13 protein-coding genes and 1 pseudogene are annotated in these 13,346 nt (G+C 42.1%); 4 read left to right on the top strand and 10 right to left on the bottom strand.

What is annotated here, in order from left to right; translation table 11 throughout:
• Positions 1-16: 16 nt before the first annotated feature.
• The gene (locus tag FBF75_RS10590) at positions 17-865 is read right to left on the bottom strand and encodes a YtnP family quorum-quenching lactonase (protein ID WP_008343041.1); all 849 of its coding nucleotides are present in this window, start codon (positions 863-865) and stop codon (positions 17-19) included.
• A gap of 115 nt (positions 866-980) precedes the next feature.
• Positions 981-1,622, bottom strand: a complete 642-nt coding sequence (trmB, locus tag FBF75_RS10585; RefSeq protein ID WP_025207815.1) for a tRNA (guanosine(46)-N7)-methyltransferase TrmB — start codon at positions 1,620-1,622, stop codon at positions 981-983.
• A gap of 188 nt (positions 1,623-1,810) precedes the next feature.
• Between trmB and FBF75_RS10580 the strand changes: the two genes are divergently transcribed.
• A complete protein-coding gene (locus FBF75_RS10580) occupies positions 1,811-2,086 on the top strand; it encodes a YtzH-like family protein (RefSeq protein ID WP_017358323.1) in 276 nt (91 codons plus the stop codon).
• Here FBF75_RS10580 and FBF75_RS10575 read toward each other — a convergent pair.
• The 4 genes from FBF75_RS10575 to thpR all read right to left on the bottom strand — a co-directional run bounded on the left by FBF75_RS10575 (position 2,083) and on the right by thpR (position 5,658).
• On the bottom strand, positions 2,083-2,883 hold the full coding sequence (locus FBF75_RS10575; RefSeq protein ID WP_026050132.1) for a phosphotransferase family protein: 801 nt from the start codon (positions 2,881-2,883) through the stop codon (positions 2,083-2,085). The genes FBF75_RS10580 and FBF75_RS10575 overlap by 4 nt on opposite strands.
• A gap of 284 nt (positions 2,884-3,167) precedes the next feature.
• Positions 3,168-4,097, bottom strand: a complete 930-nt coding sequence (locus tag FBF75_RS10570; protein ID WP_046344241.1) for a YegS/Rv2252/BmrU family lipid kinase — start codon at positions 4,095-4,097, stop codon at positions 3,168-3,170.
• Positions 4,098-4,145: 48 nt separating this feature from the next.
• Positions 4,146-5,081, bottom strand: coding sequence for a hypothetical protein (locus FBF75_RS10565; RefSeq protein ID WP_024719289.1), 936 nt, complete (start codon positions 5,079-5,081; stop codon positions 4,146-4,148).
• Between the two features lie 25 nt (positions 5,082-5,106).
• Positions 5,107-5,658, bottom strand: a complete 552-nt coding sequence (gene thpR / locus FBF75_RS10560) for an RNA 2',3'-cyclic phosphodiesterase (RefSeq protein WP_046526519.1) — start codon at positions 5,656-5,658, stop codon at positions 5,107-5,109.
• A gap of 93 nt (positions 5,659-5,751) precedes the next feature.
• On the opposite strand from thpR, the pseudogene cysK reads away from it, so the two are divergent.
• Positions 5,752-6,677, top strand: a pseudogene (cysK, locus tag FBF75_RS10555) (cysteine synthase A).
• A 52-nt stretch (positions 6,678-6,729) separates the two neighbouring features.
• Here cysK and FBF75_RS10550 read toward each other — a convergent pair.
• Positions 6,730-7,347, bottom strand: coding sequence for a Type 1 glutamine amidotransferase-like domain-containing protein (locus tag FBF75_RS10550; protein ID WP_136944729.1), 618 nt, complete (start codon positions 7,345-7,347; stop codon positions 6,730-6,732).
• Between the two features lie 27 nt (positions 7,348-7,374).
• A complete protein-coding gene (pepV, locus tag FBF75_RS10545; protein WP_136944728.1) occupies positions 7,375-8,775 on the bottom strand; it encodes a dipeptidase PepV in 1,401 nt (466 codons plus the stop codon).
• 94 nt (positions 8,776-8,869) lie between these two features.
• On the opposite strand from pepV, the gene FBF75_RS10540 reads away from it, so the two are divergent.
• Together FBF75_RS10540 and FBF75_RS10535 are read left to right on the top strand one after the other, a co-directional pair.
• The gene (locus FBF75_RS10540; protein ID WP_017358329.1) at positions 8,870-10,168 is read left to right on the top strand and encodes an NCS2 family permease; all 1,299 of its coding nucleotides are present in this window, start codon (positions 8,870-8,872) and stop codon (positions 10,166-10,168) included.
• A gap of 369 nt (positions 10,169-10,537) precedes the next feature.
• Complete coding sequence (locus tag FBF75_RS10535; RefSeq protein WP_008356419.1) at positions 10,538-10,759, top strand: DeoR family transcriptional regulator; 222 nt, start codon at positions 10,538-10,540, stop codon at positions 10,757-10,759.
• Between the two features lie 68 nt (positions 10,760-10,827).
• Here FBF75_RS10535 and FBF75_RS10530 read toward each other — a convergent pair whose 3' ends face one another.
• Positions 10,828-11,544 carry a pseudouridine synthase gene (locus FBF75_RS10530; protein WP_136944727.1) on the bottom strand — a complete coding sequence of 239 codons (717 nt, stop codon included), beginning with the start codon at positions 11,542-11,544 and terminating at the stop codon, positions 10,828-10,830.
• A gap of 16 nt (positions 11,545-11,560) precedes the next feature.
• A complete protein-coding gene (locus FBF75_RS10525) occupies positions 11,561-13,183 on the bottom strand; it encodes a putative polysaccharide biosynthesis protein (RefSeq protein WP_019743707.1) in 1,623 nt (540 codons plus the stop codon).
• Between the last annotated feature and the right edge of the window lie 163 nt (positions 13,184-13,346).

The raw sequence follows: 13,346 nt of genomic DNA, 5'->3' as shown, positions 1-13,346 counted from the left end.
ACATACAGATGATCTTTTATCTTCCGGTTTCTCTTTTGACCTCATGGGTCATTGCCCCGTCTTCATCCCACTTTACAGCACGGTAGATGGCATCATGATAAAACAAGTACCATGCATTGTTTTCTTCGGCGAATGCCTGCCATTTTTGCTTCGCTGGGATCGAGGTCATTGGATAATCATCGTATGCCAAGACCCATAGCGGGTTTTTATGAGCGTGTGTCGGCATGATATCCGCTAAATGAATAGCCGTTTCTCCCTGACTTGTGAGCGTTAAGATGCTATGCCCATCGCTATGTCCGCCTGTATGATGCAGGCGGATGCCTTCTGTTACTTCGATGCTATCTTCAAATGTCATGACTTGATCGGCAACAGGCTCCCAGTTTTCTTTCCAATATGTATTTCTTGAGCGAATGTTCGGCGCTCTCATTTCGTCCCATTCAATTTTGGACGTGATGATTTTTGCCTGCTGAAAAACAGACACGAGCTCATCGCCTTCACGTTTTGTCAGCCCGCTTGCATGATCAAAATGCAAATGAGTCATTAAGACGTAATCTATATCAGATGGGCGCAAACCGAGAGCCGCAAGTGATTCTTCTATTTTCGTTTCCTCTGTGACGCCATAATTGCGTTTTTGTTTCTCTGTCAGCTTCCCTGACCCGATGCCGGAATCTACTAACAGATGAAGACCGTTCCACCGTATAAGCATTGGATCACACCGTAATTCAATTTGATTTCGATCATTCACAGGGTATTTTTTTGACCATAATGGCTTTGGCACCACGCCAAACATGGCACCGCCATCCATGTGTGTATCTCCCCCATTTAACCAGAACAGTTCCATTTCACCTATTTTCATTGTCTCCATTGCTGTCATCCCTCCTTTTTCTATCGTAGCAAATACAAAGGAAAATCGCATGTGCTAATCTTTTCATCAAAAAAGCTGACCGCAATCGTTCGTTGCAGCCAGCTTTGTTCGCTTTTTATTCAGGGAATTTTACTTCTGATCGATAGATCGGTTGTCCCATGGAAGAGAATTTCTCTTCATATTCTGTCATGACATTTCCTTCGAGACCATCCTCATGTAAATCAAGGCTCACATACGTTAAAAGGAGTCCGTAAGACGAAAAGCTTTTCAAGGAATATTCAAATAGTCCGCGGTTATCGGTTTTGAAATGTAATTCACCGCCTGGACGGAGGATCTGTTCATATCGCTTTAAAAAAGCTTTAAATGTCAATCTCCGTTTTTCATGCCTTGATTTTGGCCACGGATCAGAGAAGTTCAAATACACCCGATCAATCTCATTTTCCGCAAAGACATCTGTCAGTGTCTCTGCGTTGATGTTTAGAAGCTTTACGTTTTCTACATCTGTTTCTTTGATTTTATCGACTGCCGTCACAATGACACTTTTAAATAATTCAATGCCGATATAGTTTATCTCAGGATGAAGCTTGCCCATTCCGGCAATAAAACTCCCTTTTCCTGTACCGACTTCGATATGGATTGGATGATCATTTCCAAACAGCTCATGCCATTTCCCTTTGTATTGTTCAGGGTTGGCTAAAGCAATATGAGCATTTTCAGCTAAGTAATCATCCGCCCACGGTTTATGTCGCATTCTCAATTTGATACACCTCTATTTTCTTTACATTTTATCAAGATACCATGAAACATAAAGAGCCGCAAGACAGCAACTTATCCGCACATATGAAAAAGACCAGCTGCTATTTGGGCTGGTCTGCTTCATGTATAAAATCAAAGCTGAATGCACAGTTTAACCACATAAATGACACGCTTGAAAGGAGCATACGTATGGGATTAAACCGCCAACATCAGCTTCAATTAATCAAAGATATTTTAACTGATCACCAGCTGGATTGCTGCGGGACTGTTGCAGAATATGAACAGGTGGGACGCGTGATTCAATTAATGCTGGCAAAAGAAGATTTGGATGCTGACGTTCGTCAGCTACTAACCGATATTTATGATTACAGCCAAAAAGGCACCTCTGTCAGTTCAATTGATGCACATATCGAAGCGCATCAATCTCATCTATCTAACTGGGTCGAGAACATTCCACTGTCTTAATGGATGTTTAACCGTTTTAAGAGTGCATGTAGCTCGGCTTGCACTTCTTTTTGCGCCTTTTCATTTCCTTTTCTTTTATGCCAAACGACAAACGAGACAGTTTCAGCCAGCACATACCATGCCATGCGTTTTCGCAAGTTGTCGGTCAGCGGAGCACCATACATAGAGAGCCAGCTTTCCCAGTTCTCTTCTTCAACATAATGGTATAAGAGCGGTCCAAGATCAATCGCTGGATCTGCAATCATTGCCCCGTCCCAATCAATTAAATAGAGCTGATTTTCATCTGTCAGCAGCCAATTATTATGGTTGAGGTCACAATGGCATACGACCTTATCCTCGAAATGAACTGCGTCCACATGTTTCTCTAAATACTGGATGGCGCGCGTGATATCATGTGAGTCAATCTGCTCTTTTAAGATCGATGCCTTGAGATGCATCAAGATCGATGCCGGGTCAAGCGAGTGCTTTTCTAATCGTTTCAGCATATCGAGCAGCTCTTTTGATGTATGAATTTTTCTTAGCTGCTCCGCTACAGGACGGTCATTCATGTCCTTTGGCTTCAGCTCTCTGCCGCTCAGCCAGTGCTGTGCAGTGATGACATCCCCATTTTCCATCCGTTTTGTCCAGACAAGCTTCGGCACAATGCCTTCAGCTGACAAAACCGCAAGAAACGGTGACGTATTGCGTTTTAAAAATAGCTTTTGGTCATTGTGTGTTGCGAAGTACGCATCTCCCGTAGCGCCTCCAGCAGGAGAGATGTGCCATTCGCTACCTAATATTTGTCCCAACCAGTTCATATCAATTTTCAACCCATCATTTCTTAAAATATTTTAAATCATGCTTTTTTAGTCGACAAAATTCAGCCGATTGAGATCAATTGGCTGTTTATTTTTTATTTATATGATCATAAAAACAAAAAGGACAGCTATTGAGAATGAGATGCTAAACAATAGCCGTCCTATAGATTTTATCGCTACCTTCTTATACTCGTCAAGCAAAACTAGAAAATCAGGACAAGAACCTTATGAAAAGGGAAGTCTTTTTTCATGTTTCTTTTGCTCGTGCGCACACTGGCTGCTTCTTAGCCACGTAATTTTAACGATCGCTCACTAGCCTTAACAAACACTGGAGTGGCGCCAATCACTTCTCCATCGGCATGAAATAGGATTTTTTCATCTGCCTCCAAGTAGGCTTCTTCATGCTGAAAAAGGGTGACTCCCTCCATTACAAGGTGCTTTTTAAAAACCATTGCACTTAAAAATAAGAGGACTTTCAATGGATTCAAATCAGTGACAACGATTGTTTGAAATCCTGATTGCCTCGCACTTGCTTCCGGCGCTGCTTCCAGCCCGCCTCCATAATATGGGTGATTACATACGATCACAAACCACACTTGGCGAAAAACTTTTCTCTCATTTTCAATAAAAAGAGCAAGGTCAAACGGTTTGAATGACCATAAAGAATGTAGAAAAGACAGCGGGTAGATGATAAACCCGAGTTTGAGTCGATTGAGCCACTTTTTCCCTCTAAAATGGACCGTTCTCTTCAAGACATGTGCATCAAACCCTACACCAATATGATTGAGAAAAAGAACAGATTGCGGACTTTCTGCATGATCTTGAAAGGAGCCGAGAGAAAATGTTTTCGTCAACATCCTCTTTTGTTTTTTCACTTCTTTGATCACATCATGACGCTGGATGCCCAGCCCCTTCGCTGCATCATTCCAATGACCTGCTGGGACAAAGCTTAGCTGCACATGATCGATTTCTTTTAAACCATTTAGCACTTCATGAAATGTGCCGTCACCGCCAATGACGATCAGCCGTTTCAATCTGTCGTCTTGCATAGCGCTAATCTGTCTCGCCAAAACTTCGGCATGTCCTTCATGCTGGGTAAGAAACGATCTGTAGGAGATCTCTACCTTTTGTAATTCTTTCTCTATGCTTCTCCAAGTGCGGAGTCCTTTTCCTTGTCCTGCTGCTGGATTGACGATAAAGTACCATTCATTCATATATTAGCTCCACTCAGGTCTCATTTTTTTGGTGACCTTGATATGCCTTTAATCGAGCCATTCCTGCCTTCTTTTGCTGTCTGATTCACCATAAGCGAGCAATGCCTTTGTCGCTTTGAATTGCTGGTGCTTTGTCGGCGCGGTGTTTTTCCGCTGCTTTTCAAACCAATCCTCCGCTTTCTTCTTATCGACAACCTCCATCCCGAATGGAACTTCGGGCAAATCAATATACGAGGTGCGGCTGATGAGGATTTTTTTCACAGGAAGCTCTACACCACTTTGCTGTAAAATTTTTGACACAACAGTTCCAGAGCGCAGAAGACTTGCGCAAGGGTTCAAGACGGATTGAACAGCTTTTCCCGTCGCCCGTTTTTCCCAAAAACGTTCCTTCGATCCAATATATACGCTGTCTGGCTCTGCTTCTAAGAAAGATAAACAGATGACTTCAAGCGGCGTAATGAGCACTGGACACAATTCCATCTCAGCTTTTTGAATGAGCAGCACCGGCTTGTACATCACAAAATAAGAATCTGGCAGCTGCCTTGCAAGCATCCGCAGCTTTTCATCATATCGAATGTGGTGAGAGACAGTTGAAATATGAGAAATCGTCGAGCTGGCCCATTTTAACTGAACATCGTAAAGATGATCTTTAAAAAAGTGAATCAGCTTCGTTTCATCGGTAGGAACGTTTGTAAAAACACCTTGTTCTATATCTGTTGGCTCGTTAAAAAGACTCAGGTCCCGTTCCTTTTTCATATCGGCTTCTTTTTGCTTTCTTTTTAAGGAGAATTTCTTTCTCTTTTCTTCCTCTTGTTCAGGTGCTTGCTCGATGGCTTGGTCAGCCTGCTTTTGCACCTGCTCTTTTGAAGCCTTTTTTAACTCGTCCCACCTTTGTTTTTTCAACCGAATAAATTGATTGATGTAATGATGCGGGTCTTGTTCATATCGTGATATATAATCTTGGATTTTAATAATTTGCGCCATCTGCTGCTCACTCCAACCTCTAGAATCATTTATGTAGTGTAAATTGTTTGATCGCGTGATAACGTGGGGTTTCTTTTAGACGAATTTCAAATAAAGCGATACTAGAAACCTCCATCGAATATGGTTCTTTCCGTAAGGGCGCTTGTTCTATATAGGACTGTTCTCTATTCCATTTGCGCGCAATCGTCATATGTGGATGAAAGGGTCTCTTTTCGACAGGATGACCTGCTGTCAAAACGGCTGCTTTCACCTTTTCTCTTAAATCCATCAAAGGCTTACTTTCACTAGGCTTTGCAAAAAAGACTCTCGGGCGCTCCTTTTGACCAAATACCCCTATCTCCTTCAGCTTCAGCGGGAAAGCAGACACCTCATGAGACAGCTGTGCAAGTAGCTCAGATATCTTATTTAAACGGTCTTCTGGAATCGCGCCTAAAAACACAAGGGTGACATGATAATCAATGGGTGCTGTCCATTTTTGAAAGGAAAGTCCGCTCCTCTTGTCTATATCCGCTTTCATTTGATACGCGAGTTGTTCAGGGATTGGAATCCCGATAAAATAATGACGGCTTTCAGTCATATCTTCACCTGTCCTTTTTAACAAACTTTACGAATCCCCATTGATGATAGTATAACTAAAGTAATGCGGAATGAGAAGAAAGGGTGTCACATGATGAAGGTTGCACAAAATATAGCTGAATTAATAGGTCATACACCACTTGTAAAATTACAGCGCCTTCAGCCAGAACATGGCGCTGCTATTTATTTAAAATTGGAATCATTTAATCCTAGCGGAAGTGTAAAAGATCGGGCTGCTTACAATATGATCCTTGAGGCAGAAAAACAAGGAAAACTCACAAAAGGGGCAACGATTATTGAACCAACAAGCGGGAATACAGGAATTGGCTTAGCGATGAACGCTGCAGCAAGAGGCTACAAAGCCATTCTGATCATGCCTGATACAATGACCCAAGAAAGAATCAATATTTTAAAGGCATACGGCGCACAGGTCGTCTTAACCCCAGGAGAGGAAAAAATGCCAGGCTGTATTCGCAAGGCAGAAGAATTAGCTGCTCAAATTCCTAATAGCTTTATTCCCATGCAATTTGACAATGGTGCGAACCCTGATGCTCATAGAGGGACAACGGCTGTAGAATGGATGCAGTGCAACAGATTGGGCAGCCGCTTGCCGCTTTTGTCGCCACTGCTGGAACGGGCGGAACCATTACAGGCACTGGAGAGGAACTCAAAAAAGCATTCCCGGAATTGACGATACATGTGGCAGAGCCAAAGGGGTCTCCTGTTTTATCAGGCGGGAAACCTGGCAAACATAAGCTTGTTGGCACAAGTCCAGGATTTATCCCACATATTTTAAACGAACAGGTGTATGATGAGATTGTGCAAGTGAGTGATGAAGATGCTTACGACATCACACGAAAGCTCGCCCGTCTTGAAGGTATTTTAGTCGGTCCATCATCTGGCGCGGCATGCTATGCAGCGATTGAAGCAGCCAAGCAAATGCCAAAGGATCACATTGTCATTTGTATGACAGCAGACACGGGTGAACGTTATTTATCAAGTGATGTGTTTCAAGATTAAAAAAGGAACAGGGCGTATGCTCCTGTTCCTTTTTCATCGTCATATGAACAACTCAGACCGTCTTGACCTCAGTCTGTTCGCCTGTCACAAGCAAAACTTGTTCATCAGTGAGCGGGCATAAAGAGAGCGTATTTTGATCTTTCTCTATGATATGCTGCGCGGCTTCACCTAAATAAGGATTGTTTATATGCGGTACCGGATAGCTGCTAATCTCATTGAATCCTTCAAAGGAAGATAATTCTAGCGCTTTCTCCTGATCATCCATCAGTGAGATGTATTCAATGCTTGGCGCCATGATAATACTCCCCGCGGATTCTCCGATATACAGCTTGCCTTTGCTGATCTCTTCTTTCAATACACGATCGAGCCCGTGCTTTCTTAATTCTTGCAGCAAATAAAAAGTATTGCCGCCAGATACATACATGACATCATTCTTCCTAATGATCTGTGTGATCTCCTGAACCGTTTGCCCGGTCAGCTGAACAGTCTCTACACGCATTTCTAATTGATGAAAGGCTTCTTTTGCTGCATCGACATAGTGCGTGACTTCTTCCACTTCACTGGCTGCCGGAATGAATGTCACACTTTTTCCTTTTAAGGTGTCACCTGCAAAGTCAGACAAGAGAGAATAGCTGTCTTTGAATGAAGAGCATAAGAACATTTTTTTCACGGTGAATCCCCTCTTCTCTTTTCTTTCTTATTTCGCCAATTCATACATGGCTTGTGCATATAGCGCAGTTGCTCTTAGTAAATCATCGATTTCGATATATTCATCCTTTTGATGTGCGCAATCAGGTCTTCCTGGGAATAGAGGACCAAAGGCAACACCTGCTTCTAATGACCTTGCATACGTTCCTCCCCCAATTGCAATAAGATGGGCAGGATCTCCTGTTTGTTCTTCGTAGACACGCTGTAATGTTTTCACAAGTGGATGGTCTTTTGAGACGTGATGAGGTGGACTGTCATCAAATTTCTCAATCGCTGCCCCTTTTATTCGTTCAATCCCTTTTTTGACTTCCTCACCGTCCGCAGTTACGGGATAGCGGACATTCAGCCCAAGCTTCGCTTCTTCGTTTTGCGAATAGCGGATTGTGCCAACATTCAAGGTCAAGTCACCACTAATATCATCCTTACAAGCGATGCCGAGTTTTTGTCCTCTTGTGTCTTGATCAAATAAAGCCTTTATTTGTGATGTAAATGCGAGCCCTCTTTCATCTAATTCATGCTCACATAAGAAATTCGCCATATGAATGCCCGCATTTGTGCCATTCGCCGGCTCCATTGCATGAACTGATACACCTTTTAATGTGAATGTCAGTCCATCTGCTGTATGGTTTGCCTCACCGGTTAACTGATTTTCCGCAAGATAGGCTGCAAAAGCCGTTTTTAATGCTTCAGCATCGTGATCGTTTGCTGCTGCCACAATTGCGCGAGCCTCATCTGGGACCATATTGAGACGCATGCCTGATGTGAATTGCTTGAGGATGTAACGCTTGTTTTCTTCTGATTGTTCGTATGTAAAGGATACGATGGCATCTATGATCCCTTTTTCAGCATGAATAATTGGAAAATCAGCATCTGGTGCAAACCCAATTTGTGGCATCGCCTCATGCTTGAAATAGTGATCGACGCAGCGCCAATCGCTTTCTTCATCTGTGCCAATGATGATTCGAATCTTTTTCGACAGCGGCAGACCGGCATCTTTTAACATTTTCAATGCGTAAAACGCCGCCATGGTCGGCCCTTTATCATCAATGGCTCCTCTTGCAAAGATTTTATTTTCTCTTATGTCCGCTGAAAATGGTGGGGTTGTCCAGTCGTCACCCGCAGGCACGACATCCACATGGCATAGCACACCGACGATGTCTTCGCCTTCTCCATATTCAATATGACCAGCATAACCATCAACATTTTTCACTTTGAAGCCCTCGTCCTGCCCTTTTTTGAGCATATACTGAAGAGCCTCATCCACTTTTTCACCGAACGGTTTTCCTGCTGTGCCGCCTTCTTCATCCAAGACACTTTCAATTTGTAAAAAAGATTGTGTATCCTGAATCAAACTGTCTTTTTTTCGTATGACTTCTGCTTCCCAATTCATTTTTCCATTCCTCCTTGAAAAAAGGTTGCAATCCACCCTTAAAACGAATATTATATTAAGTGTTTTGTAATAATGTTCGTAAATGGAGGATTTTATGTTTCAGTTAAAAGAGAACCAAACCAACATAAAGAAAGAATTACTCGCTGGTATGACGACATTCTTTACGATGGTATATATTGTAGCCGTCAATCCAGGAATCCTTTCAGATGCAGGCATTCCTTTTGACCAAGTCTTTACTGCAACCATTATCGCTGCTGTTGTCGGTACACTTTGGATGGCACTCTTTGCAAACTATCCAATTGCCATTGCACCAGGTATGGGGCTGAATGTCTATTTCACCGTCACTGTTGTCGGTGGTGGGGGCCTCAGCTATCAAACAGCATTTAGTGCGGTATTTGTTGCTGGAATACTCTTTATTATTTTATCGTTAACATCCCTTAGAAAACAACTCATTGAGGCGATTCCAGATAATTTAAAGTACGGGATTACAGCAGGTATCGGATTATTTATTGCATTCATTGGGCTAAGACAGTCTGGAATCATCACTGCTGATCCACAAAATCTTGTGAAGCTTGGCAATTTAAGCTCACCTGTTGTCATTTTGACACTCGTTGGTTTAATGATTTCTGTCATATTAATGGTTCTTCAAGTGAATGGAGCGCTGTTTATCGGCATGTTAGCAACCACATTAATTGCACTTGCAACAGGCCAGCTTCATTTTCCTAAAGTGCTAGTGGATACCCCAGCACTGCCTGAAGGAATGCTGATTACAAATCCATTCGCTGCGTTTGGCGATGTATTTTCCCATCACTTGTATGCTGTTGTCTTCTCCTTTTTACTTGTGACGATTTTTGATACAACAGGAACAATGATCGGGGTTGCGGAACAAGCAGGTTTAATGAAAAATGGTCAGCTCCCAAAAGTACGCAGAGCCTTACTTGCTGACTCTGCTGCAACGACAATTGGCTCAATGTTTGGAACAAGCCCAACCACAGCTTACATTGAATCATCATCAGGAGTTGCTGCTGGCGGAAGAACTGGACTGACCTCTTTAACCGTTGCTGCATTGTTTATTGTGGCCTTGTTTTTTGGTCCACTCGTTCAAGCCATTTCGTCTTTGCCGTCCATCACTTCACCTGTCTTAATCATTGTCGGCTGTTTGATGATGAATTCAGTGTCACGTATTCGCTGGAATGAGCTTGACGAAGCATTTCCTGCTTTTCTTGTGATTCTTTCCATGCCGCTGACATCTAGCATCTCTACTGGGATTTCACTAGGATTTATTTCATATCCTCTTGTGAAGCTGGCAAAAGGAAAATGGAAAGAAGTGCATATTCTTGTGCTCATTTTTGCCGTCTTATTTTTCGTGCAGCTCTTTTTCTTAGAAGGATAACCAAAATAAAAAGACACATTTCTCATTTGAATGTGTCTTTTTTGTATGAATGATTTTTTATTTTGTAAATTTTCTGTGTTTATTTTTTGATCTTTCTTAAGTGGCAAACTTCTTTATACGCCTTGTGTTTATTGGGTTGTAACCGGATTCAAATCATGATATATAACATAATTTCATTCATGAAGACAAGTTTAAAAACACGTAAAGTTGACTTTTTGGTGGAACTAGATGCATAATAACGTGTATAATAGAATAAAACATTAAGAAACACGAACATTTACCATTGTTGCATGTCCTTATGTCGCAGTTTTAGTGTAGTAAGTTGTGGTTAGTCAAGTCCATCCGATCTTATTGATAGGGAGTGGTTTTTTGAAACCTTCAACAAACCGTATGATGACTCGAATAAAATCAGTTTATATGTTCATTCAAGAGAAAGGTCTTGTGACGACACAAGAGCTGGTTGATGAATTCGGGATCACACCTAGAACCATCCAAAGAGACTTAAACGTGCTTGCCTATAACGATCTTGTTCATAGTCCAAGCAGAGGCAAATGGGAAACAACGAGAAAAAAAGTAAAAATATCATCATAAGCGAATAATGAACTTCCATATAACAAAAAGAACCGGCGATATCGCCGGTTCTTTTCATTTTCTCTATATTAATCACGATTGATTAAGCTGTCTAACTCTTCCTCCGTCAATTCACGGTATTCTCCGGGCGCCAAATCTTCGTCTAATGAAACAGCCCCCATCGAGAGCCGTTTTAAAAAGATCACTTCATTGCCCACTGCTTGTGCCATCAGCTTCACTTGATGGTACTTCCCTTCTGTAATCGTTAAACGGATTCGTGTATCTGCCTCTTGGTTGGCATCTACTTCAACCTTCGCCGGCTTCGTTCGGTAGTCGTCTAAAATCACAACTCCCTCTTCAAGACGAGTGATGTCTTGATCTCCAAGCGGGTATTTTAGATGAACTTCATACGTTTTCGGGACATGCTTTTTCGGAGATAACAATTGATGAGCAAGCTGGCCGTCATTTGTAAGGAGGAGGAGACCAACTGTATCCTTATCCAGTCTCCCTACAGGGAATGGCTCCCTTGCAATATCCTCTGGCTCTAGTAGATCAACAACCGTCTCATCTCGCAGATCCTCCGTTGCTGAAATGACACCGTCTGGCTTGTTCATCATGAGATAAATGAATTCTTTATACTCTACACGCTCTCCATGCACGAGCACTTCATCATTTGTTGGATCGAAATGATCTTTCACCTGCTTCGCCACTTCTCCATTCACTGTGACGGCCCGGGCCTTGACCAGCTTCTTTACATCTTTCCTTGAACCAAAGCCGGTATTGGCCAGCAATTTATCAAGCCTCATGCTTCTCCACCTCTTCTTAACTCTTTTTTCTTAAAAATGACGGCATCCGGCTGCCAAGTACACGCTCTAACAATCCAACTTTATAAGATAAGAACATATACACACCGCCGCCAGTGATCATTGAAATCAAAATAACAATACCAGCTTGTACGATTCCACCTTCATATGAAATGACTTGACTCACAAGCTGACATGTCACATAAGCCACTACAGCCATGATTGCCGTTAAAATACCAATTAAAATAAACCGTTTGAAAATCCTGCGGAACGAATAGCCTGCATGGCGTTTGATCATGATGAACATATACAAAATCGAGGCACTGTAGCCTAATGCCGTTGCAAGCACAGAACCGTTTCCTTGCAGCCAGCTAATCAGCGGGATATTGAGAACCGTTTTAATGATAATCCCTAACAAAAGACTGACGATCGCAAATTTTTGTTTGTTAATCCCTTGTAAAATCGCTGCGTTAATGGTGAATAAAGAAAACAGTAACGCAACAGGTGCATACCAAAACAAAATAGAAGTCCCAATCTCAGGATGCACAGACGGATAGAAAAACCAATAAACTGGTCCAGCCAATGCCGAAATACCAAATGAAGCAGGCAACACGAAGAATAAAATGACCTGCATCGTTTGATCAATTTGCCGATTCAGCAGCTTGTAATTTCGCGCTGTAAAGGATTCCGTTATGGTTGGAATCAATGTTAAACCAAATGCAGTTGCAAGTGACACAGGAATCATGACAAGCTTCGGTAAATATAACGTCACAATAGACAGAACCGCTGTACTAATATCCTGATGTCCTGATGCAATCATCGCTCTGTTAATTGTATTTGTATCAATATAAGAATAAATCGGAATGGCAAGTCCAACAAACACATAGGGTGCTGCATAACTGAAAAGCTCTGTAAACATTTGCTTATAAGATAATCCAGAATAGTCCCCTGTATTCGGCTGCATTGCCAAAAGCCGATCTTTCCGCTTCAGCCAATATAAATAAAGCGTAAATAGACCGCCAAACGCACCAATGAGTGCGGCAAATGTGGCATAACCAACCGCAATAACAAGACCGCCGTCAAGCACTTTTAAAATGATAAACGTCGCTGTTAATAGGAAGATGATTCTGACAAGTTGTTCGATGACTTGGGAAACAGCTGTCGGGCCCATCATCGAGTGGCCTTGGAAAAACCCTCGCACAAGACTCATAATGGGTACAACCAATAGACCCAAACTGACCATCCGAATCACATAAACCACTTGATCAACCGTCAAACCGCCAGTTTCATTCGATCCTCCAAGCTGAATCTTGGCAAAGATCGGTGCGGTCAAATATAAAATAGAAAAGGCGATAATACCGGTGACAAGCATGACCGACATACCCGCCCTGAACATTTTTCTTGTTGTCTCATAATCGCCGATTGCATTATATTTAGAGACGAATTTCGATACCGCTGTTGGAAAACCGAGCGTAGCAATACTTAAAAAGATCGTATACTGATTGTATCCATATTGGAATAGCGCACCACCAGTCGCTCCGACCATTGCGCTAAATGGAATTAAGTAAATCATACCAAGAATACGAGAGAGATAAGTCCCTATCGTTAAAACCAACGTACCACGAAGCAGTTTATTAGACATGCGCTTAACCACCATTTTTCTAATGAATATTCAACTTAACTATTTTAACACATCATTTCATCGCACAGGTAACAAATCCAATACAGAAGTCACAAAACCAATCAATTCATATTTCAGCCTTCCCCAATCTTCGTTATAATAGAGAAATGACTGAAAGTAGAAA

Origin of the sequence: Bacillus sp. S2(2019) (assembly GCF_005144805.1) — a bacterium.
GTDB lineage: Bacteria > Bacillota > Bacilli > Bacillales > Bacillaceae > Bacillus > Bacillus altitudinis.
The sequence above is the reverse complement of the archived record's forward strand: the minus strand, read 5'-3'. Positions and strand labels throughout refer to the sequence as shown.

What these genes read in the sequence shown, in the direction of transcription:
- FBF75_RS10580 (WP_017358323.1), top strand. Translation starts at nt 1,811, where the DNA reads ATGGGATTAAACCGCCAACATCAGCTTCAATTAATCAAAGATATTTTA.
- FBF75_RS10575 (WP_026050132.1), bottom strand. Translation starts at nt 2,883, where the DNA reads ATGAACTGGTTGGGACAAATATTAGGTAGCGAATGGCACATCTCTCCT.
- FBF75_RS10570 (WP_046344241.1), bottom strand. Translation starts at nt 4,097, where the DNA reads ATGAATGAATGGTACTTTATCGTCAATCCAGCAGCAGGACAAGGAAAA.
- thpR (WP_046526519.1), bottom strand. Translation starts at nt 5,658, where the DNA reads ATGACTGAAAGCCGTCATTATTTTATCGGGATTCCAATCCCTGAACAA.
- pepV (WP_136944728.1), bottom strand. Translation starts at nt 8,775, where the DNA reads ATGAATTGGGAAGCAGAAGTCATACGAAAAAAAGACAGTTTGATTCAG.
- FBF75_RS10530 (WP_136944727.1), bottom strand. Translation starts at nt 11,544, where the DNA reads ATGAGGCTTGATAAATTGCTGGCCAATACCGGCTTTGGTTCAAGGAAA.
- FBF75_RS10525 (WP_019743707.1), bottom strand. Translation starts at nt 13,183, where the DNA reads ATGTCTAATAAACTGCTTCGTGGTACGTTGGTTTTAACGATAGGGACT.
- FBF75_RS10565 (WP_024719289.1), bottom strand. Translation starts at nt 5,081, where the DNA reads ATGGCGCAAATTATTAAAATCCAAGATTATATATCACGATATGAACAA.
- FBF75_RS10540 (WP_017358329.1), top strand. Translation starts at nt 8,870, where the DNA reads ATGTTTCAGTTAAAAGAGAACCAAACCAACATAAAGAAAGAATTACTC.
- FBF75_RS10590 (WP_008343041.1), bottom strand. Translation starts at nt 865, where the DNA reads ATGGAGACAATGAAAATAGGTGAAATGGAACTGTTCTGGTTAAATGGG.